We start from the raw sequence: 21,441 nt of genomic DNA on the forward strand, positions 1-21,441 counted from the left end.
GGGGTGAGGGCACCGTGCTGTGGGTGGGCCGGTGGTTCTTGCCACTGCAACGCACCGCGGGCATGCCGCATCAGTCACGCGTCTGAAGCGCCTCGCGCATGGTGCGCAGCCGGCGGTGCTGGAGGTTGCCGTAGAGGACGAGCCAGGTCAGGAAGGCTCCGGCGAGCACGGTCATGCCGACGGTCTGCCGCAGGCCCGCGGTGAGGGCCATGAGGACCACGAGGGTCGCCCACATGACGGCGAGGCCGATCTGGGCCGCGACACGGTGGCGGGTGCGGTGCAGACGTTGATCGACCAGGTCGCGCATGGCGTGGCGTGCCTGGGGATCGGTGGGCACCTCGCCCCGGCGCAGCATCCTGTCCAGCGACACGAGGTTGTCTGCCGAGCCACCTGCGGCGCGTTTCTCCTTCCTGCGTACGACCAGCAGAACGACGACACCGCCGAGGGATGTGACAGCCACGCGGGTCACGACCGAGACGGGCGAGCGCTCCGGGAACAAGAGCCAGACCACGGCGCCGGCGACAAGAATGGACAGGAGGACCTGGAGCCACAGGTGCTTGCCGAGATAGGAGTTGACGCGTTCCATGAGCGGCCTCCCTTCCTATATCCGGGCCCGGCGGCGGACGACCACGACCCGCATCGCCAGTGCGACGGCCAGCAGCACCCAGGCTCCGACGCAGTAGCCCCACGCCGTCACCCCGCGCACGACGCCGACGGAGGCCCAGACTGCCCACAGGGCGACGAGGACCCACAATGCGGTCCAGGCGATGTCGGCTATACGACTGGGCAATTGGGCGCGCTGTCTGGTACCGGGTTCGAGGGTTCCGAGCTCTGATGGCTGCGGCGTTTCCCGTCGTGTCATGGCTGGTTCCTCCGGGTGAGAGTGGGTCTCTGGGACAATTTCGAATTCCCCGGGGGTGAGGCTGCATGCTGCCCCATACGTGCCCCTATGCGGAATATGAGACTCCGCAGCGAAACGCATGTCGTCCCCGTGGGACCTGGAGGAGATTGACAAGGTGTCCGGGTACGCGTGCTCGGCTTCTCGACGCCGTGTCAATTGTTCGGTTGTGAACGGACGCGGCATGCTGCCCCCATGCCCCCGAAGACGCTCCCTCCACTCTCCCGCCGTACGTTGCTGCGCGCGTTGGGCTCCGGTACGGCGCTCGGCGGACTCGCCGGGTGTGGTGTCCCGGCCGCGTATGTGCGGCCCGGCGACCGCGCCGCCGCCGATCTGTCCTCCACCGAACAGCGGCTGAACTGGGCGAACTGGCCGCTGTACATCGACACCGATGACGAACACCCCTCGCGGCGGCCCACTCTGGAGGCCTTCGAGAAGCGCACGGGGATCTCGGTCGAGTACATCGAGGAGATCAACGACAACGACGAGTTCTTCGGCAAGATCAGCCCGGCGTTGATGAACCATCAGTCCACCGGCCGCGACCTGATCGTCGTCAGTGACTGGATGAGCGCGCGGTTCGTGCGGCTCGGCTGGGTGCAGGAGATGGACCGGGTCCGGCAGCCGAACGTGACCCGGTACCTCGACCCGCAGTTGCGATCGCCCGCCTTCGACCCCGGCCGCACATGCACCGTGCCGTGGCAGTCCGGCATCACCGGCATCGCGTACAACCGGCGCAGGACCGGCCGGGAGATACGGCAGGTCTCGGACCTGTGGGCGAGCGACCTGAAAGGCCGGGTCACACTGCTGTCCGGTCTTGACGAGGCGTTCGCGCTGTTGATGCAGGGCAACGGCGTCGACATCACCCGCTGGACGGCCGACGACTTCCACACCGTCTGCGACCAGGTGGAGAAGCAGGTGAAGGGGGGACAGATCCGACGCTTCACGGGCAACGACTACATCAAGGACCTGTCCAGTGGTGACGTCCTGGCCTGCCAGGCGTACTCGGGGGATGTGATCCAGCTCCAGGCCGACGACCCGGACATCGAGTTCGTCGTCCCCGACGAGGGCGCCGAACTCTGGGCCGAGTCGCTGATGATTCCCAACCTCGCCCGCCACAAGGCGAATGCGGAGCGGCTCATCGACTACTACTACGATCCCGAGGTCGCCGCCGAGCTGGCCGCCTGGGTCAACTACGTCTGCCCGGTGCCGGCCGCCCGGGACGTCCTGGCCTCCGCCAAGGACGAGGAGAGCGCCGCCCTCGCCGAGAACCCGTTGATCTTCCCTGACAAGGAGATGCGCAGCCGGCTCGCCATCGCGCGGGACATCGGCTCGGACGAGCGGGTGGAGTTCAGCAAGCGGTGGAATCGGATCGCGGGACTGTGAGGGCGGCGGCGGCCGGGGGCGGGAAAGGTGCGGTTGTCGTCGACAGCCGGACCGTGTCCTTCAGGCACGGGCCGGCGGTACCGGGTCCTGGTAGGCGCGGCGGCGGGCCGCGCCGGGGCGGCAGCGCAGCAGGCGCGCCAGGATCAGCCGACCGCCGCGGAGGGCGCCGTGGTGGTGGAGTGCCTGTACGGCGTACGTGGAGCAGCTCGGGGTGTACGGGCAGCACGGCGGCCGGGTCGGGCTGACCGCGACGCGGTAGTGCCGCACGGACCGGTACATCGCGGCGGCCACCCGGCCGCGCGGCGGGGGCGCGGCCGGGTCGGCGCCGTGACCGGTGTGGAGCGAGGGGTGCAGCAGCGTGAGCCACAGGGCCGCCGCCTGTGACCACACGCCACCGCAGCAGCACGGGTGCGTCAGCGTGTCGAGCGTGGCCGCGCAGCAGCCTTCGTCCGTCTCGCCGTTCTGCTTTCTCCCCCGGCCGCGCCTGCTGTTCCGCGCCACTGCCCACCCCGTTTCTTCGCAACGAGGAATGATCATACGAAGCAGCGCGAAGGCCCGTCCGCCTGCACGGAGCGGGTGGACGGGGTGGCTTGTCTCTCGCAGAGAGGTTGGGTGCCTGGATCTTCCAGAGCGGGAGAGCTGCTCCGCCTCCCCCAGTACCGTGGCTTCGCATGACCGACTCCGACATCCAGATCACCGCAGACCTGGTCCGTGACCTGCTGCGGGAGCAACATCCAGACCTTGCAGGGCTGGCCATCCGCGAGGTGGCGGGCGGCTGAGGCAGTCAAATGTGGCGCCTCGGGGACGAGTTGGCCGTGCGCATGCAGCGCATGGACCCCACCCCGGAACTCCAGCTCAAGGAGCGGCGGTGGCTACCGGTGCTGGCCCCGCGCTTGCCGCTCCCGGTGCCGGCCCCGGTGCGGTTCGGTGAACCGTCCGAGCGCTTCCCCAAGTACTGGACCGTGATGACGTGGGTTCCCGGCGAGCCGCTGGACCACTGCTCGATCAGCCGCGGCACCCACGCGGCCGACACACTGGCGGGCTTTCTCCGGGCGCTCCACGTGGAGGCTCCCCCCGAGGCGCCGATCAGCTCGGACTTCGGTGCTCACCCCAAGAAGTGCACGGACGGCTTCGACCACTTCTTCCACGCCGTCGTTCCCGACGACATCGCCGACGATGTCCGGGTCGTTTGGGACGACGCTGTCGCGGCGCCCGAGTGGGAGGGCCCGCCGCTCTGGGTGCACGGCGACCTTCATCCCGCAAACGTCGTCGTCCGGGACGGAACGCTCTCGGGCATCGTCGACTTCGGTGCCATGTTCGCCGGCGATCCGGCGTGGGACCTCGCGGCCGCATGGGTGCTGCTCCCCGCAGGCACCGCGTCACGGTTCTTCGACACGTACGTGAATGCAGACGAGGCGACGATCCGGCGCGCCCGCGGGCTGGCCGCCATGAAGAGCCTCTTCCTGATGCTCATGGGGCACAACGGAGATCGGGGCCTTCCCGGCGGCAAGCCGAACTGGGGACCTGTCGGCCGGGCGGCACTCGATCGTGTACTTCAGGACCGGTACTCATCCCCATCCCGGCCGTGATCCTGCTCGCTTCCACGGCCAATCGGGCCCATTGTGGCTGCACCGCACTGCCGACGGTGAGTAATTTTCGAGTACCGGGCTGCATGAATACCTGGCTCTGTGCGAGCGAGAAGGAGTCGATCCGCTGACTGCGAGCCGGACGCACGTGGCGCTCAGGACGTGTGGTTATGCGCGGAGATGACGAAGAAGCCCCGTTTCAGTTCGCCGCCGAGCTGCCCCTGAGGCCTTTCGCCCGGACCCTCGGTATCGACATCACCGTCGCCGTCGAAGGGCAGCGAACCGCAGCCGGCCTGGGCTGCCTATGGGCGGAGGCCAGACCAGCCCGGTCGTCGATGCCCCGCACCGACAACGACGCGCATACCTGGAGACTGTCGCCCCGAAGAGTCCGTCCACCCGGGGACCACCTGATGGCACCTCATGAAAGACATCGGGCTGGGCGCGTCGCCCAGCCCCGTTCAGCCATGGGCTTCAGCCGAGATCGAAGGCATTCGGCAGCCCGAGGAGGTGGCGAGTGCGGTCGTGACGTCTGAGAGGTTCCAGTTCGGGGGCTCGGTACAGGGGGGTCACGGTGCAGCGTTGTGCCGTGGATCCGGATCGGTCCAGAAGGGCGTTGACGGCTTGCCGGGCCGAGGAGTTGGCGCCCTCCATGGTGGCGAGGTCGATGGGCACGGCCACGTAGTCGCCGGCCAGGAAGAGGTTGGGGATCTTCGTGGCCGACCGTGGGCGGTGGTGGAAGGTGCCCACCGGGTGGATGAGCAGCTGTTCGTCGTTGACGGGATGCGGCGTGCCGAGGCCGTCGACAGCGGGGTCGAGGAACCAGGAGTGCAGCACCGAGTCCTTCAGGACCGTACGGCCGCTGTCGTTGAGCGACGCCTTGAGCTGAGCCCACACCTCGCGTGCTACTTCGGTACGGGTGCATTGCTTGGCCGTCTTGCCGTAGAGGATGCCCGGGCGGTCCCACTCGGAGACGTCCACGGACAGGCAGTCGGCGACCGTGCCGTCGCCGTAGTCGGCCGGGAAGTCGCGGCCGGGCCAGTGCTGGGCCTGGGCGATCGCGGTCAGCGACCACGGGGAGTCGATGAGGTCGAGATGGCCGTGCACGATCGGCGTGCGTTCGGTCAGGTAGAACTGAATGCCCGTCATCCAGTCCGTCTCCAGCCGGTCACACTCGGCCAGCTGGGGGTCGGCGGCGCGGACGGCGGAGTTCCATGTGCGGCGGGCGTGTTCGACGGGCATCGCCGAGATGTAGTGGTCGGCGGTGACGGTCCGGCGCACGCCTGAGGGGTCCTCCACGACGGCTCCGGCGATCGCACCCGCGTCCAGGGACAGGTCCCGTACGGTCCAGCCGACGCGGAACTCCACTCCCAGTGACTTCAGGTAGGTCACCCAGGGGTCGATCCAAGCCTCGTTGGTGGGCGCGTTGAGGATCCGGTCCAGGGGGCCGTCAGCGCCCCGCCCGAGGAGATTGAAGGCGAAGGCCTCCAGCAGTGTGCCGACCGTACGGGTGCTGGCCTCCTCCGCCTTGGTGGCCACGATGTTGCGGGTGATGCCGACGGCAAGGACGCGCTGGTAGTCGTAGGACATCCGTCCGGCCCGCACGAAGTCCCACCAGGGCGTCCGCTCCCACACGGTGTCGCGGCGCTGGTCGCAGCTGGTGAGGAAGACCAGGATGCGGTTGGCGAAGTAGAGGGCCTCGTGGAGGGGGAGGTTGAAGGCCGTGTCCAGAACGGCGGTGAGGGCGCGGCGGATTTCGTCGGGGGTGAGTTCGGCCGGTGTGCTGTCGGGCCAGGGCAGCGGGATCCGGATGTCCTCGCGGCCGCCCGACCGGGCGAACAGCATCTCCTTGGGGGCGACGAGGTTGTCGTGTACGCCGCCCGGGTTGCCGGGGAACGGGATGCGCCGCATCGTGTCGGGCAGGTTGTGGTAGATGCCGGGGATGAAGCGGAAGCCGTGCTCGCCCGGCAGGGGGCGTCGGCCGCCGGCGGCACTGTCCGGTACGTCCATGCTGCGGGCCTTGCCGCCCAGGGCCTTGCGTTCGTAGACCGTGACCCGGAAGCCGCGCTCGGCGAGTTCGTGGGCGGCCGTGAGCCCGGCGACGCCGCCGCCCAGGACCGCCACGGTCTGCGGTGTGGAGTTGTTCTCGGCCGAAGCCCGTCCGGGTGTTCCGAGGGCCACCCCGCCGCCGGCGGCGGCCGCGGCAGTGCCCAGGAACCCTCTGCGCGTGGTGCCGCTCATCGCCATCCCTTACCGTCGGTAACATCGGCCGCACGAGGATATGGGCGAGGCATCGATCCCGGAAGTCAGCCGACGTAACTTGGCTTGATGGCACATCACGTGGCGAGGTTCGTGTCCCGAGTTCTCGTCCAACTCCAGGTGAGATGCCGTCAGTTGTCTCGAAGTCAGCGGCGGACGATGCGAAGGAGAGCCACGTGCCAGCGCGTCTCGACGGCTCCCGGGTCGGCAGCGACACGCGCCGCCAAGCGGGTTCGGAACTCGGTCATCAACTCGGCGACGGCCTGGGAACTTCGGCTGCCGGGGCTCAGGGCGCTGAACAGGGACGGTCCGAACGCCGCCTCGAAGAATCCGGCCACCCGGTCTGCGAAGTGCTCGACGTCCCGCGTCGCGTGACTCATGCGGGCATCGTCGTCCGCATCGAGCAGTCCCCACTCAACCAACTCGACGAAGACCGCGTTCGCCGTGTCCATCAGAACTTCGGCGCCGCTGGAACCGTCGTCGGCCGCCGCTCCGCCCATCGGCTACGGACCGCTGCGTCACCGCTGCGCGGTCGAGATCGTGGAGCAGGACCCCGACGCCTACTGGCGTGGCGCGGTCTGGAGCAGCACCCCTCCCACCAGGGCGAGGTCGAGTTCAGGCCGACGGAGTCCGGCGGCACCGCGTTCACCGTCCGGGTGCTCCTGCAACCGCGTGGAGCCGCGAGGATCCTCACCCGCTCGTCCAGGGCCGCCCGGCTGACCGCCCGGCTGGTGCGTGGCCAACTCATGAACTTCAAGCAGTTCATCGAGGGGCTGGGGCAGGAGGGCGGGGCCTGGCGCGGCACCATCCTCACCATCCTCAACGGTCGCGTGCAGCACGATCACCCGGAACCGCCGTGGAGCCGCGTGGCCCAGTGGCCCGTCGGCTGAGCGGCGTACCGGACTTGGCAAGAGAAGGGCGAACCGATGCAGAACCCGCCTGGCGAGGAGCCGGAGCCCCCCTCTCCGTGACACCGCCGAAGAAGTGGGCTGCCGGGCCCTCCGCGGTCGTGCTCACGCTGGGGTACTCCCTGGAGCAGACCTCCCCGCGCAAGACCGGCGGGGAGCAAGGGCATCGTCGTCCGCCTCGAACCCACCCTCGACCGGACACAGCGCACACGCGCCTGACCGACGGCACGATCCCGAGCGGGCGCGCGACGACAGAGGGCTGCCCGCGGGTGAGGATGGCCGCACCGACGGCCGGATCTCGTCACCACGACGGCATTCGGCCAACACTTCACCCCTTTCCGCCCTTCGGACAACCGCGCAACCGGTCCGTTCCTCTCACAGCGCGGGCGGAGCAAAACGCCCTTTCGGGACGGCCCCGGCGCGGACCTCGTGGACGCGCCGTGCCGCCTGCTTCCTTCTCACAGCACCGGAGGACGAGGGAACCATGACCAGAAGACGCACCGCTCGGCTGCGGCGTACGCTGCTCGCCGGCACCACGGCCATCGCCGTGACGGCCGTTACGGCCGGCATCGTGGCCGCGGCTCAGGAGCCTGCGCAGGGCGCGAAGGGCCCCGAGTTGAGCCTCGTCGCGGCGACCACCTCGGTGACGCTCACCTCCTGGAAGGAGGAGCCGGGGGTGTACCTGGACCTCGGCACCTACCTCATCGCCGAGGGGACGCCGCTGGAGCTCAAGGTGACCCGGAAGTCCTACAAGGACCCGGTGGCCGTCACCCAGACCGTGTACGAGGGCGGCAAGCCCAAGGCGAAGAAGCTGCCCGCGGGCACCGTGAAGGACTTCTCCGGACTGCCCGGCTTCTCCGAGATCACCCTCACCGACAAGGCCGGCAAGAAAGTCCTCACCCGCAGCGAGAGCTTCTGCCCGAACAACGCCAGCGGCCGCGTGCGGCCCGACGCACCCTCGAAGTCCAAGTATCCGGAGAGCTGCCCCACCAACCCCTTCACCCTCGGCTCCGTGTGGGGCGTCGAGAAGGGTTGGGCGGCCAACACCTACGCGGGCTCGTACGGCGAGCCGGTCCAGCTGCCGGCCGGTACGTACACGGCCAAGGTCGGTGTCGCCAAGAAGTACCGCGACCTGTTCGGCATCGCCGACAAGGCGGCCACGGTCAAGGTGACCGTGGTGGAACGAAGCGAAGAGGACGAAGAAGGCTCCGCCGGGGCGGCGCCCCGTTCCGCGACGGCCGGCGAGCACGCCGGGCACGGTGCCGGTCACCAGGCGCCGACCGCGCACGCCGGTCACGGGCCGGGGCATGCCCCGAGCCGCGCCGAGGCTGCCGCGCCGGTGACGAGCGGTGCGGGTCCCTCGTACAACGTGGGCCACGGTCCACTGAAGGCCGCGCCGCCGGCCCTGCCGTGGGCGCTGAAGAAGAAGCAGCAGTCCGCACTGTCTCAGCAGGCCAGGGACGTCGGCGGCCAGACCGACGGCTCGCGTCAGGCGCCCGCTCTCAAGCCGCTGTCGAAGCGGCCCGCCGGCAAGCCCTCCGTGCCGGACGTCCCCAAGCCGGACCTGCGCTCGCTGCCGGCCTACGGCATCACCATCAGCGACGGCGACACGGACATCCCGGGCAAGGACTACCTGGCGTTCAGCGCCAACGTCTGGAACGCCGGTCCGGCGCAGCTCGTGGTGGACGGGTTCCGTTCGCCCGGCAAGGCCAAGATGGACGCCTTCCAGTACTTCTACGACGCCAAGGGCAAGCAGGTCGGCTACACCCCGACCGGCACCATGGAGTGGGACCCGCGCCCGGGGCACGTGCACTGGCACTTCACCGACTTCGCCAGTTACCGGCTGCTGAAGGCCGACAAGAAGGAGGCCGTGCGCAGCGGCAAGGAAGCGTTCTGCCTGGCCAACACCGACGCGATCGACTACACGGTGAAGAACGCCAACTGGCACCCGTACAACACGGACCTGGCCACCGCCTGCGGTGAGGAGAACTCGATCTCCGTCCGCGAGGTGCTGGACGTCGGATCCGGTGACACGTACACCCAGGACCTGCCGGGCCAGTCGTTCGACATCACCGGCGTGCCCAACGGCACCTACTACATCCAGGTGCTGGCCAACCCCGAGAAGCGGCTGAAGGAAACCAACCTCGACAACAACAGTGCCCTGCGGAAGATCGTGCTCGGCGGCGAGCCGGGGAAGCGGACGGTCACCGTGCCGGCGCACGACCTGGTGAACGCCAACTGACCCCACTACGCGACGGGGAGGGCGTCCCCGCCCGAGGTCGGGGCGGGGACGTAGCCGTGGACGGTGCCGTGTTGAGCGGCGCGTGGCGGACGGCACAGAGCGCTTGAGGTTCCCTCACTTCTCCGTGACAAAGCCCACCGCACCACTTCCATGATCATAGTGGTGCAAATCAGCCTCTCGGTGATGTGTGCACACCAGCCAGGCATTAGCTTTACGACTTCTTCATTGCTTCATGACCATCTGACCAAGGGTCGAATACACAGCATGCACATATCACCGCCCGTTCCGGGGGAACGGGACTCTTCGCGCGCGCTCAGACGCGTGCCCCGCACCACTGCCCTGCTCGCCCTCTCCCTGACTCTGCTGAGTGGGGCCCTCCTGACGACGCCCCGGCCGGCCGTCGCGGCGACACCCGCCGTGGATGCGCCGACCGGGAAGCTCTCCGCTCCCGACGTGCCGTCCGCCCTCGCCGAGGCGAAACGTTCCGGCAAGCGGGTGGAGGCGCTGTCCGAGCGCACCGAGACGTCCACCACCTGGGTCAATCAGGACGGCTCCCTGACGAGCGAACTCACCGCGGGCCCCGTGCGGTTCGACCGGAACGGCAGCTGGGTCACCGTCGACACGGATCTCACCGAACGCCGTGACGGCACCGTGGCGCCCAAGGCGCACCCGGCCTCGCTCACCCTCGCGGGCAAGGGCGGGACACCCGCCTCTTCCCTCGGCGCCACCCGCACGGCGGGTGCGCGCGACCTCGTCACCCTCGGCGAGGGCGAGCAGCAGGTCACCCTCCAGTGGAAGGGCGGCCTGCCGCAGCCCGAGCTGGACGGCAGCCGCGCCACCTACCCCGATGCCGTCCCGGGCGCCGACGTCGTCGTGGAGGCCACCCGTACGGGATTCGAGCAGTACGTCGAGATCAAGCACCGCCCGTCCACGAAGGACTACGGCTACACCCTCCCGCTGCGTGCGGAAGGACTGCGCGCCAAGCAACAGCCGGACGGGAGCGTGCTGTTCACGGACCGCGAGACAGGCCAGGAGCGGGCCGTCATGCCCGCGCCGGTGATGTGGGACGCGACGGTCGACGAACGGTCCGGTGAGCACACCCGCCGCGTGCCGGTGGCGATGCAGGTGAAGCAGCACGGCTCCTCGATCGACCTCGTGGTCACGCCGGACGCCGCATTCCTGGCCGACCCCGCGACGCGGTACCCGGTCACCGTCGACCCCTCGACGTCCGTCCTCAGCAACGTCTTCGACACGTACGTCCAGCAGGGAGAGACCCGCGACTGGTCGACCGACACCGAGCTGGACTTCGGCAACCCGGGCACCAAGAACGCGGGCGGCACCCCGCGCACCGCACGGTCCTTCATCACCTGGGGAACGGCCCCGCTCGCCGACGCTCTGGTGACGGACGCCGAACTCAGCCTGTGGAACTTCCACTCGGGCAACACCGACTGCAAGCCCCAGCCGTGGACGGTCTGGTCGGCCGACAAGGCCTCCGTCTCGAGCCGCTGGTCGTCCCAGCCCACCCTGCACACCCAGCAGGCGACGTCCACCCAGACCAAGGGCAACCCGAAGTGCGGCGCGGCCGGCTGGATCAACGCCGACGTGACCTCACTCGTACAGACGTGGGCCTCCTCCAAGGCGCCGCAGGCCGGCATGGGCCTGAGGGCCGCCGACGAGTCCGTCGTCGGGCAGTGGAAGCGGGTCAACTCGGCCAACGCCACGAGCAATCCCCCCAAGCTGACGGTCACGTACAGCTTCCGTCCGCGGTCGGGCAACAACCGCCAGGCCGGTCCGCCCTTCACCGGGGACGCCTCGGGCACCTGGCAGGTCAACACCACGACGCCGACACTGCGGGACACGTTCTCCGACAAGGACGGCGACCGCGTCACCGGCACCTTCGAGATCGTCGACGCGGCGACCGGCAAGCAGGTGGGTGACTACCTCGTCTCGCCGCGCGTCGACTCCGGACGCGCCGCGGCCGTGACCGTCCCGGACGGTACGCTCAAGGACGGTGCGACCTACCGGTTCCGCACCAGCCCCTACGACGGCACGCACTACAACCTCGCCTGGTCCGACTGGGCCACCTTCACCGTCGCCACCGGGCGCCGTCCCGGCGGTCTGCCCGACATGCCACAGGCACTGGAGTCCGGAGCCACGCAGTCCCTCACCCCCCTGCTGTCGGGGCTGGTGTCCAGCCCCGAACAGGGCCGTGTACGGGCCGAGTTCGTCCTGCGCGACGCCGACGGGAAGCAGCTCGCCGGGGTGAAGGTCCCGGAGACCTGGGTGGACAGCGGCCAGCGTGCAGCGGCGCGTGTTCCCCAAGGCGCACTGCGCACGGGGACGACGTACCTCTGGGCCATGCGTGCCTGCACCGACCGGGGCTGCTCCGCCTGGTCCTACGAGCAGGAGTTCACCGCTGCCGACGCGGGCGACCCGAAGGCACCCGACACCACGTCCGTCACCCTCACCGGCCCCTCTCTCGATGACGCCACGGTGCCGCTGGGCGCCAAGGCCTGTGCGAGCGGCGGCTGCCCGGCCGTGACCGACGGCCGGCTGATGCTGGGCGGCGGCGCCGACAGTGAGCGGGCCGCCTGGCTCAAGCCGGATCTCGGCAAGGTGCCGGCGGGCGCCAGGGTGACCCGGGCCCGCCTGGTGCTGACTCCGGCCGAATGCGGCACCGGCACCTGCGCGCAGCGGCCGGTCGAGATGTACCAGCTGTACGAACCCTGGGCCGCCCCGCGCACCGGAACCGGCCTGCTGGACGTGCTGGACGACGCCCCGTTCACCGAATCCGCGCTCGCCGACACCCAGGACCTCGCGCCTCTGGTGCAGTCCTGGATCGACGATCAGTCCGGCGAGGGGTTCGCGGTGCGTCTCCCCGCCGCCGACACCGGGTCGTCCGTCTCCTACCACTCGAGCCGCAGCACGGACCCGGCGAAGCGGCCGCAGCTGGTCATCACCTATGTGGCACCCACCGCGCCCGGAGCCCCGCAGGACCTGCGTGTGACCGCCGGTGACGGTGGGCTCCTGGCGACGTGGAACCCGCCGCTGGACCTGGGTTCGTCGGCGGACGGCGCGGAGTACACCGTCGTCGTCACGAAGGCCGACGGCAGCGAGGCTGCCAGGGCCACCACGCGCGACGCGCACATCGTCGTGGACGGACTGAAGAACGGCACCACCCACCGGGTGACCGTGACGGCGCGCACGCCGCACGGCAGCGGTCCCGCCACGGCGTCGGAAGCACTCACCCCCGTGGCCGTTCCGGGTGGCGCGGCAACCTACCGGGAGATCGTGCAGCAGTACGTCGATGCCCGGAGCGCCATCCTCACCGACAAGCATCCGACCGCCGCGGCGGCCCTCGCCGCGAGCTCCCGCGGAGCCGCGTTCCAGGACATGCTCGGCGCCCAGTCCGCGGACCTCGCGGAGGCCAGGGACGTGCTGGCCAAGCGCGGTCAGCGCTACACCGGGATGACGACGAAGCTGTCCGACGTCCTGGTCGGGGTCGACGACAGCGGCACGGTGTTCCTGCGCGCGGTGCTCGATGACTCGGCCGTACTGACGGGCGGAGGCCCGACGGACCCGGGCGACGCGGGCGAACCAAGCGGCTCGGACGGCTCGGACGGCTCGGACGGCGAACCGGAGGAGGGACAGCGGGAGCAGCGTTTCACCTTCAGCACCAACAGTGGCGCCCCGATCCTCCACGTCGAGGCGGACGCCCCCGCGGCGGAAACCGTGCTGTCGGCGTCGGCTTCGGCCGCCAACGGCCTGGAGACCACCGACGACTCACTGGGTCCCATCAGCGAGGTGCCCGACGAGCCGATCGCGCTCGACGCGGACGGCCTGCCGACCGAGGAACCGGCGCCGGCCGTGCAGCAGTCGGCACTGCGCGTCAAACGCGCCGCCGCGCAGGTGTCCGGCTCCGGAACGGTCAAGTGGGCGTCCCGGAACGTCGGAACCCGCTGGGAATACGGCCAGGACTGCACCAACTTCGTGTCGAAGGCGCTGTACCACGGTGGCAAGATGAAGACCCGTCACGGCGGGCGCAAGCACGACCGCGCCTGGTGGCAGCAGTACTACCTCTTCGGCAAGATCAAGAACAAGAGCTACACCTGGGCCGCCGCCGAGAACTTCCGTCGGCACATGATCCGCTACCGCGGGGCCAAGCACGTCACGGCCCTCACGGCCAAGCCGGGAGATCTCGTGCTCTTCAAATGGAAGAAGGAACGGGGCTACAACCACGTGGCCATCGTCGAGCGCAAGCGCCACGGGCTTCAGCTGATCCAGCACGGCAGTTCGAACAGGACCAGCCTCGCCGCTGCCATCCTGCGGTACCGCGGCAAGCCCAACTACATCGAGCGGGTCACCATTCTCCGCCCGAAGGCGAGGTCCTGACCATGACACGGAAGACAAGGCTCACCCGCTTCGCACTGTCCGCCGTCGTCGTCGCGGGCGGACTTCTGACGGGCTGCACGTCGGACGACAAGTCCCTGACGTATCAGACCGACTACAGCAATCACCAACCCCTGAAGGTCGTCGGCTACCCCTCCGCGGGGAGTCTCGAGACGGTGCAGAAGGCGGTGTGGCGGCTCGCAGACGGTGATACCGACGGGCTGTCGGCACTCGCCGTCGACGACAAGCAGGCCGAGGCCACGGCCCGCAACTGGGTCAAGGCCTTCGGCGCCGCCGCCAAGGGAGACGTGACCGCGGACTTCTACGACGAGGGTTCCGTGCGGCAGGTCGTGGTCCTGTACTTCGCCAAGAGCGGCCAGGTCAAGGAGATCGAGGCCCGCATCGGCGAGGACGACTCCTGGGGACTCACCCTCGCCGAGCCCGATCCGGCCGAGGCGAAGGCCAAGCCCACATGGGCCCCGCCGAAGCCGGGCGGCTCCGGTTCCCGCACCTCCGGCGCCCCGTCGGAGAACTGACGGGCATCTGTCTCGCTCCACCCTTTGAGGACCGCACTCCGACCAACCGGGGTGCGGTCCTCCGCACTGTGTTCTACGCACACATGGGAGGTGTACGGGGCGACCGCAGGCGGTCGTGGAGGACCGCGAAGGCCGTGAAGGTGAGGGGGAGAGTCACGACCGCGGCGACCAGGATTCCGACGAGGATCGGCACGAGGATCCCGGCGTAGTACGCGGCGAAGAAGTCGCTCGTCGCCTCTTCGAGATCGGCGCGTACGAGGGGGCGCAGGGGCAGAGAAGGCTCTGTCACCAGCCGAACCGTCCCGGCGGTGAGCGCGGCCAGCGGCAGCGCGAGGGCGAGGACGCGGGCGAATCCGGAGCGCGTCCAGGTCAGTGACCAGGAACGGCGCAGGGCCGCGCGCGGGCCGAGGCCGGCGGCTGCCACTGCCGGGGCCGAGGCGAGGGCCGGACGCAGCAGCACGGCAACCGCCACAGCGGCCGCGGGAGAAGCCTGGACGAGGGTGTGGGGCCACGTTCCGCGTTCCAAGGGCTCGGGGGTGTCGAGCTGGTAGCCGGTGAGACGGTCCGCCACGACTGCGGTGAGCAGCGGCAGGGGCCACACGACTAGGCCGCGCAGCGCGTACACGGCGAGCACCGGTCGGAGTCGTCCGGGATCCGCGAGACGCGGCTCGTCCCCTTGCGGTGCCCTTGAGTCCCCGCTGCGACCGCCCGGGAGCACACAGTGTGCAGGGCTGCGCTGCCGGTGCCGAGCAGGACCAGGAAGAGCGGGAGCGTCCAGAGGGCGACCGGCCCCAGGTCGGTGTGGTCGTGAAGACAGGGATCCTCGACGTGGCGATACCAGATGCGGTGGTTCCGCAGGTGGGTGAAGACCGGCCGGGCCAGCGCGAATATCGTGGCCGTCATCAGCAGCGTGACCAGTCCGCACAGGCTGACGACCCGTACGGTCGCGCCCGCCACGGTGCCGCGGTGCCGTCGCAGGACGGCGAACGGGGTGGCGGTGACGCCGCGTTCGGGGCTTCCTCCTGTCGGTGGCACCATGCGGTCGGTCTGTGGGGGCATGGAGGGCGCGCCTTCTGTACGTTCCGGGTCTGTTCCCGGCAAGGACGCCGGCCGGACCGGACAGGGTTCCCTCTCGCCACCAGGTCGACTACACCCGGCCGGACACGGCCCGCCCACCTCGTCGGCGTGGTGGGCGAGCCGTGTCCTGCCGAGTCTCGTCTAGCGGTCGTTCTTGGCTCAGCCGCCGCTCTTGCGCCGGAACGACCGCTGGTTGGCGGCCGGACCGTGCGCGCCGCGGATCTTTGACGCGTGGGGATTCGCAGCGAGGTCGGCGGCATCCGCCTGCATACCGCGCTTGCGGGCCAAGGCTTCCCGGAACTTGCGCTTCAGATCGTATTGTCCGTCGGCGTCGGGCGTAATGGCGGGGCTCTCGGCGTCAGCCGACTCCGAACCTTCTGGTGATGAAGACTCTGCGGCCATGGTGACCTCCTGGGCTCGGACGTTGGAGAGCACAGCTTGTCATGCCGAGTCCCGCATGAGGCGCCGCCGAAGGGCATTGCCCGCCATTCCGGCTCACAGCCGGGGCTCGACGGTACGGGTCCTCAGCCACGGCGAACCGCTCCGAGGTGGGCGCGGTGCAGGCCTGGCGCGGTGAACCGCTGTGCCACCGCGCGCAGGACTCGATCCATCGCCTGGGCGGGTGGGGTGGCGGGGCGGGCCGTGGCACGGGCGAGGAGGATGCGGCGGGTGGGGGCCGGGACGTCGGACGCGAAGGGCAGCAGGCGTACGTCACTGCGCCGACTGGTGAGGGCCAGGCGGGGGGCGAGGGCGATCCCGAGGCCGGCGGCGACCATGGCCTGCGCCTCCTGGTAGTCGTGCGAGGAGTAGGCGATGCGCGGCTCGAATCCCGCCTGGCGGCAGCTGCGGCGAAGGACATCGGCGACGGGGTGGTTGTCGGCGCGGATGATCCACTCCTGGTCGGCGAGGTCGCCGAGTCGCACGGCGGGATGGGTGCGCAGGGGTGAGTCGGCGGGGACCACCAGCACGGTGGGGTCGTCCAGGAGGTGTGTGAGGGAGAGCGCCGGATCGTCGAGGCGGTTCCACTCGTAGTCCCAGAGCAGCCCCTGCTCCACCTCCCCGGTGTGCAGCATCTCCCGGAGCTCCGCGAGGACCCCGGCACGCACCTCGATGCGGATTCCGGTGTGGCGGCGCCGGAAACGGGTGAGCGCGAGCGGCAGCAGGGATGCGCTCGCCGTGGGGAAGGAACCGAGCCGGAGCGTGCCCTGATCGAGGGCGGTGAAGGAGTCCAAGTCGGCCTGCGCTGCGCGTAGTTCACGGCGGATCGCCTGACCGCGTTCGGCCAGCGCGGCGCCCGCCGGGGTGGGGCGGATACCGCGCGGCAGCCGCTCGATCAGGGGCTGTCCGGCCTCCTGCTCCAGCAGGGACATCTGCTGTGAGGCGGCGGAGGTGGTCATACCCAGTGCCTCGGCCGCGGCGGTGAGCGAACCGCGTTCGGTGGCTTCGGTGAGCAGCAGCAGTCGGCGCACGTTCAGCATGCCTGTGACTTTAGCTGAGCTAAACCCATGTGAAGCGAACTGCGATTGTTCCGAAGTCACGCCTCTGCGAAGGTCTCCGCAATCGCCGAGCGGTTCACCGGCCCGCAATGCGCCCTTCACCACCGACTCGGCCCTCCCTCCCCTCGTTGCATCAAGGAAGAGCCTCAGACGTGCACACTCCCGCGACCCTGGTGCGTGGCGGCACCAGCAAGTGCTGGCTGTTCAATCAGGTCGACGTCCCCGCCGGCCGTGGCGAACTGGAGAAGCTGCTGGTCTCCGCGTACGGCGCGACAGATCCCGTGGAACTCGACGGCGTGGGCGGGGCGACCCCCACCACCTCGAAGGCCGCGGTTGTCAGCGCCTCCCCCGAACCCGGCGTGGACGTGGACTATCTCTTCGCCCAGGTCGGCATCGGCACGGGCTCGGTCGAGTGGACGAGCAACTGCGGAAACTGCGCCACAGGGGTCGCCCTGTACGCGGTCGCGAAGGGCATGGTGGCGATCACCGGTGACCGGACGCGTGTGGTGATGCGCAACACCAACACAGGCGCGGTCCTCGAAGGGCTCGTGGGCACCCCCGGTGGCGTCGTACACCACTTCGGCCGCCAGACCGTACCCGGAACGCGTGCCGGCGGGGTCGCCGTCGGTCTCACGTTCCGCGATCCGGCCGGTGGCACCACCGGTTCACTGCTCCCCACCGGGCGGGCCGCGCAGGACCTTCCGGTCGCTGCCGCCGCACCGGTACGGGTGAGCATGGTGGACGCCGGAGCACCCGTCGTCCTCGTCGACGCCCCCGAAGCCGGCCGCACCGGCGCCGAGCCCTTGGAAAAGGTCAGCACCGACGTGCCCTGGCTGCGCACCGTGCGTCATACCGCCGCACCGCTGATGGGATTGCTCCAGCCTGGCGAGGAACCGGGCGACGCGGTGCCCAAGGTGGGCCTGGTGGGCCCGCCGGTGCCCTACACCACCACCCTCGGCGAACACGTCGCGGCCGAGGACTACGACATCTCGGTGCGCATGCTCAGCATGAACGCCCCGCATCCCGCGATCGGTCTGACCTCCGCCGTGGCCGTCGCGGCGGCCGGGCTCGTCGAGGGCTCCGCGGTCTGCCGGATCACGGGCGGCCCGACCGACGAGTGGCTGCGGCTCGGCACCCCCGCCGGCATCGTCGCGGTCCGCTGCACCGACGTACGGGACGGCATGCCGCGGCGGGTCACCGTGCAGCGCGCGGCACGGCTGCTGGCCGACGCCCGTATCTACGTCCCGGAAACAGGCCGTACGCAAGCCGCCTGAACCGGGACGGACATCACCTCGGTCGGCCGGTCCCCCAGCCGCACGCACCGGGATCCCCTCGCGCCCTCGGGGCGCGCCCCTCCCCCATCGCACCAAGGACAAAGATGTCTGCTGAAGTGATCTCCATAGGCGCGCTGCTGGTGATGTTCGTGGTCGGCACGGTGCTGCCGATCAACCTGGGCATCCTCGCCTTCGTCGCCACCTTCGCGGTCGGCACCGCCTCGCTCGGCCTCACCGAGGACGAGATTTTCGAGGGGTTCCCGGCGAAGCTCTTCGTCACCATCGTCGGGGTCACCTACCTGTTCTCCGTCGCCCGCCGCAACGGCACCATCGACTGGCTCGTCGCGGCCGGGGTACGGCTGGTGCGCGGCAAGGTCGCGCTCATCCCCTGGGTGCTGTTCCTGGTGGCCGCCCTGCTGACGGCGTTCGGCACGTTCACTCCCGCCGCGGTCGCGATCCTCGCGCCGATCGGCATGAACTTCGCCTACCGCTACAAGCTCAATCCGCTGGTCGTCGGCATGATGGTGATCAGCGGCGGTCACGCGGGCGCCTTCTCCCCGCTCGCCGTGTCCGGTGCGCTGGTGCTCGGCCTGGTCGACAAGACCGAACTGCAGGTCTCCGCGGTGACGCTGTTCAGCGCCAGCTTCCTGATCAACCTGGTGCTCTCGGCAGTCACCTACGCACTGCTCGCCAAGCACCCCGCCCCGCTGGCCGAGGGCTCCGAGGAAGCGGCCGAGGACGAGAGCCTCGCCGTGTCCGGCAGGCCCGACTGGCGCCAGTGGCTCACCCTCGCCTGCCTGGTCGCCCTCGTCGTCGGCGCCCTCGGCTTCCACCTGGAGATCGGCTTCCTGGCTCTCGCGGCCGGAGCGCTGCTCGCCCTGGTGGACATGAGGCGGCAGGAGAAGGCCGTGGACGGCGTCAGCTGGTCCACCCTGCTGCTGGTCGCGGGCATGATGACCTACATCGCCATGCTGGAGAAGGCCGGCATCATCGAGAACATCTCCGAGCACGCCGCGGGCCTGGGCGCACCGGTCGCCGTCGCCCTGCTGCTGTGCTTCACCGTGGCCATCACCTCGGCCTTCGCCTCCTCCACAGCGATCCTCACCGCGATCATCCCCATCGCCGTGCCACTGCTGCTCTCCAGCCACCTCAACGCCGCCGGGCTGATCGCCGCGCTTGCCGTCTCCACGACGATCGTCGACACCTCGCCCTTCTCCACCAACGGCGCACTCGTCCTCAGCAACGCCCGCGGGGTGGACGGTCGTCGCTTCTACCGCCAGATCATCGGCTACACCGGTGGGATCGTCGCCCTCGGCCCTGTCGTCGCCTGGGGCGCTCTGGTCCTGCCCTGGTCGTAGCCGCACGGCAGATCACCGTGACCACTCCCCCGCCGTGGTGCCGCCGGCCATCACCGGGCGCCATACCCTGAGGTGACCAGGTGCCTCGCCGCTGGAGGTCCGGGGTCGGCGTCAGGTCGGGCGGATCACCCCCCTGATCGCCGACTGTCCGGCGTAGAACACCGACTCCTCACAGATGCGTGCTCCCGGGCCCGGTGCGTGAATCATCGTGCCGTTGCCGCTGCATATGCCGACGTGGCGGAGGTCGTCGTGGAAGAAGACCAGATCTCCGACCTGAACGTCCGCGAGCGTGACCTGCGTCCCGGACCTCCACTGGGCCTCGGCGGTCCGGGGAAGCGTGACGCCCGCGGCCTTCCACGCGGCCTGGGTGAGACCGGGCGCGTCGTACGATCCCGGCCCGACCGCGCCCCAAACGCAGGGCCGACCGATCTGCGCTCGGGCGAAGGCGATCACCAGCTCGGCCTGGGTCCTGTGGGGGGTGTCCGGGGACTGCCAGAAACCACCGTAGGTCGCCGAAGTGGCGGTGGCGGAGGTGGTTTCCCAAGCCGTGGAGGTGACTTGTGTCGCCGGCATGGCAGCCGCTGTGGGCACCGCGAGGGCGGGTACGCCGGCCGGCTCGGCGGGCAGTGCCGGAGCAAGTGCCGTCGCGGCAGACGCAGGGATGTCCGGCAGACCGCTGCCATAGGTCGCCGTGGGGTCCGGACCGGTGGGCAGCGCCGCGGCGGGCTGTGGGGCGAGCACTGGGCCGGAATCCAGGGCGGGAGATGGCTCGGGCTCGTACACCGGCCATGGCGCCACCGCGTCGACGGAGGCCGGCTGCGCATCGGCACGCCAGGCGCTCTCGTCCCCTCGGGATTCGCCTGCGGCGCCCGGTGCGGCGGGCCGGCCGGAGACCTGCGGGAGGGCAGCAGTCGGCGGGGGTGGCTGAGCTGATCCGCCGGTCAGCTCCCACGCGACGTCGGTGGGCGCCTCGGGCACCTTGGGCGTCCTTGGCGCTTCGAGAGCGAGGGGCTCCGCGGGACGTTCGGCCGGGCGCACGGGGCGCGCCGCTCCGGGTGCGCGGTCGGGAACGGCCGGCAACCTTCTCTCCGGCAGCGACGCCGGCACCGTCGGGCCCAGCTTGGCACGGGCAGCGTCGAACCACTGCCGGGCAAGGCCTCCGAACGCAGGCTCCGCGTCCTGCCGGGAACGATCGCGGGTGGTCGTACCCCGCTGGCGCGGGATCCCGGCGGCGCGGGTCGCGTTGAACTTGCCGGTGTCGCTCTCGGCCCGGTCGTAGAGGCTGTCGACATACCGCCGGACCTCGTCAGGGCTCGGCGCCTCGCTCTCAGTCGTCAACGCGGGCACCAGCAGACTGCGAGAGTCGGACCTCGACAGTGAGGGCCTCCGGGGCAAGGGAGTTGGCCCTGGCCGGGAAGCCGGTCACTCCGGGGCGCGAGGTTCGTTCCGACGCCATGGAAGGGGCGCTCCTTTCATCCGAGAGTGCACAAGTCCCACCTGTCGATCGATGGAACTCGTGCAGACGGTGACCAACTTAGCCACCTTGTGTTCCTCTCGTGAAGATCGAAGCCGCAAATGCCCGATATGCTTTTGTGACCTTGGTCCCTTGCTGACCATCACGTACCGCTGATCACTCTCTGGGGCACGGCGAACACCGCGGAGATGGGTTCACCACGGCCGGCGGGCGCGAGCGGGGGCCGGATCGTCTCGGTCGCTCCCGGGGAACAGCTGACCGGCACCATCATGGGTGCCTTCATGTCCTACGTTCTCGTGCCCCGGGGTCACGACTCAACGCGCCTAGCTGCTCAAGGTCGTCATGCGAACCAGCCGCTGGGCGCCACCTGGCTGTCTGTGGGCGATCGGGTCATGGCTCGACGGCAGCTGCTGAACTTCAAAAGACTCGCCGAGCGGCATCCGGGCAAGGCCCCGAAGAAGTGGCACGCCCTGTCGTCGAGGAACGCGTGCCCGCCCGGCCCAGGAGCTGCCACCGAACCCGTCCCTTCGCCCTCGGCGCACGTCCGTGGTGCGATGGAAACGG

General features: G+C 70.0%; 16 protein-coding genes and 3 pseudogenes. 9 read left to right on the forward strand and 10 right to left on the reverse strand.

The window, feature by feature from the left end:
• Window positions 1-70: 70 nt before the first annotated feature.
• Window positions 71-586, reverse strand: a complete 516-nt coding sequence (locus IE153_RS34420; protein WP_189593638.1) for a hypothetical protein — start codon at window positions 584-586, stop codon at window positions 71-73.
• A 15-nt stretch (window positions 587-601) separates the two neighbouring features.
• Complete coding sequence (locus IE153_RS34425; protein ID WP_229829311.1) at window positions 602-790, reverse strand: hypothetical protein; 189 nt, start codon at window positions 788-790, stop codon at window positions 602-604.
• 303 nt (window positions 791-1,093) lie between these two features.
• On the opposite strand from IE153_RS34425, the gene IE153_RS34430 reads away from it, so the two are divergent.
• Window positions 1,094-2,281 (forward strand): ABC transporter substrate-binding protein, encoded by a 1,188-nt coding sequence (locus IE153_RS34430; protein ID WP_189593640.1) that lies wholly within the window; start codon window positions 1,094-1,096, stop codon window positions 2,279-2,281.
• Window positions 2,282-2,341: 60 nt separating this feature from the next.
• On the opposite strand, the gene yidD is transcribed toward IE153_RS34430, so the two are convergent.
• Window positions 2,342-2,782 (reverse strand): membrane protein insertion efficiency factor YidD, encoded by a 441-nt coding sequence (yidD, locus tag IE153_RS42075; protein ID WP_229829312.1) that lies wholly within the window; start codon window positions 2,780-2,782, stop codon window positions 2,342-2,344.
• 170 nt (window positions 2,783-2,952) lie between these two features.
• Here yidD and IE153_RS34440 point away from each other — a divergent pair.
• Window positions 2,953-3,870 (forward strand): annotated as a pseudogene (locus IE153_RS34440) (aminoglycoside phosphotransferase family protein).
• 468 nt (window positions 3,871-4,338) lie between these two features.
• Here IE153_RS34440 and IE153_RS34445 read toward each other — a convergent pair.
• A complete protein-coding gene (locus tag IE153_RS34445; protein WP_189593641.1) occupies window positions 4,339-6,105 on the reverse strand; it encodes a hydroxysqualene dehydroxylase in 1,767 nt (588 codons plus the stop codon).
• Between the two features lie 164 nt (window positions 6,106-6,269).
• Window positions 6,270-6,623: a hypothetical protein gene (locus IE153_RS34450; protein ID WP_189593715.1), complete on the reverse strand. Its 354-nt coding sequence runs from the start codon at window positions 6,621-6,623 to the stop codon at window positions 6,270-6,272.
• Here IE153_RS34450 and IE153_RS42645 point away from each other — a divergent pair.
• The 5 genes and pseudogenes from IE153_RS42645 to IE153_RS34470 form a co-directional block, all read left to right on the forward strand.
• Window positions 6,622-7,013 (forward strand): annotated as a pseudogene (locus IE153_RS42645) (SRPBCC family protein); the annotation flags it as partial. The gene IE153_RS34450 and the pseudogene IE153_RS42645 overlap by 2 nt on opposite strands.
• Before the next feature lie 502 nt (window positions 7,014-7,515).
• A complete protein-coding gene (locus IE153_RS34460) occupies window positions 7,516-9,273 on the forward strand; it encodes a lysyl oxidase family protein (RefSeq protein WP_189593642.1) in 1,758 nt (585 codons plus the stop codon).
• Window positions 9,274-9,537: 264 nt separating this feature from the next.
• Window positions 9,538-11,373, forward strand: a pseudogene (locus IE153_RS42945) (DNRLRE domain-containing protein); the annotation flags it as partial.
• A gap of 456 nt (window positions 11,374-11,829) precedes the next feature.
• Window positions 11,830-13,665 carry an amidase domain-containing protein gene (locus IE153_RS42950; protein WP_438817975.1) on the forward strand — a complete coding sequence of 612 codons (1,836 nt, stop codon included), beginning with the start codon at window positions 11,830-11,832 and terminating at the stop codon, window positions 13,663-13,665.
• A gap of 2 nt (window positions 13,666-13,667) precedes the next feature.
• Window positions 13,668-14,198, forward strand: a complete 531-nt coding sequence (locus IE153_RS34470; RefSeq protein ID WP_189593644.1) for a hypothetical protein — start codon at window positions 13,668-13,670, stop codon at window positions 14,196-14,198.
• Between the two features lie 73 nt (window positions 14,199-14,271).
• Here IE153_RS34470 and IE153_RS34475 read toward each other — a convergent pair whose 3' ends face one another.
• The 4 genes from IE153_RS34475 to IE153_RS34490 all read right to left on the reverse strand — a co-directional run bounded on the left by IE153_RS34475 (window position 14,272) and on the right by IE153_RS34490 (window position 16,753).
• Entirely contained in the window at window positions 14,272-14,832 is a 561-nt protein-coding gene (locus tag IE153_RS34475; protein ID WP_189593645.1) for a hypothetical protein, read from the reverse strand.
• The gene (locus tag IE153_RS34480; RefSeq protein WP_189593646.1) at window positions 14,802-15,257 is read right to left on the reverse strand and encodes a hypothetical protein; all 456 of its coding nucleotides are present in this window, start codon (window positions 15,255-15,257) and stop codon (window positions 14,802-14,804) included. Before IE153_RS34480 ends, IE153_RS34475 begins: the two co-directional genes overlap by 31 nt.
• A 177-nt stretch (window positions 15,258-15,434) precedes the next feature.
• A complete protein-coding gene (locus IE153_RS34485) occupies window positions 15,435-15,677 on the reverse strand; it encodes a DUF5302 domain-containing protein (protein WP_189593647.1) in 243 nt (80 codons plus the stop codon).
• Window positions 15,678-15,799: 122 nt separating this feature from the next.
• Entirely contained in the window at window positions 15,800-16,753 is a 954-nt protein-coding gene (locus IE153_RS34490; protein WP_097214545.1) for a LysR family transcriptional regulator, read from the reverse strand.
• Window positions 16,754-16,923: 170 nt separating this feature from the next.
• On the opposite strand from IE153_RS34490, the gene IE153_RS34495 reads away from it, so the two are divergent.
• Entirely contained in the window at window positions 16,924-18,045 is a 1,122-nt protein-coding gene (locus tag IE153_RS34495; RefSeq protein ID WP_189593648.1) for a PrpF domain-containing protein, read from the forward strand.
• A gap of 116 nt (window positions 18,046-18,161) precedes the next feature.
• A complete protein-coding gene (locus tag IE153_RS34500; protein ID WP_189593708.1) occupies window positions 18,162-19,403 on the forward strand; it encodes an SLC13 family permease in 1,242 nt (413 codons plus the stop codon).
• 111 nt (window positions 19,404-19,514) lie between these two features.
• Here IE153_RS34500 and IE153_RS42085 read toward each other — a convergent pair whose 3' ends face one another.
• Window positions 19,515-20,741: a C40 family peptidase gene (locus tag IE153_RS42085; protein ID WP_229829315.1), complete on the reverse strand. Its 1,227-nt coding sequence runs from the start codon at window positions 20,739-20,741 to the stop codon at window positions 19,515-19,517.
• Between the last annotated feature and the right edge of the window lie 700 nt (window positions 20,742-21,441).

This window comes from Streptomyces massasporeus, assembly GCF_014648995.1.
Classification (GTDB): domain Bacteria; phylum Actinomycetota; class Actinomycetes; order Streptomycetales; family Streptomycetaceae; genus Streptomyces; species Streptomyces massasporeus.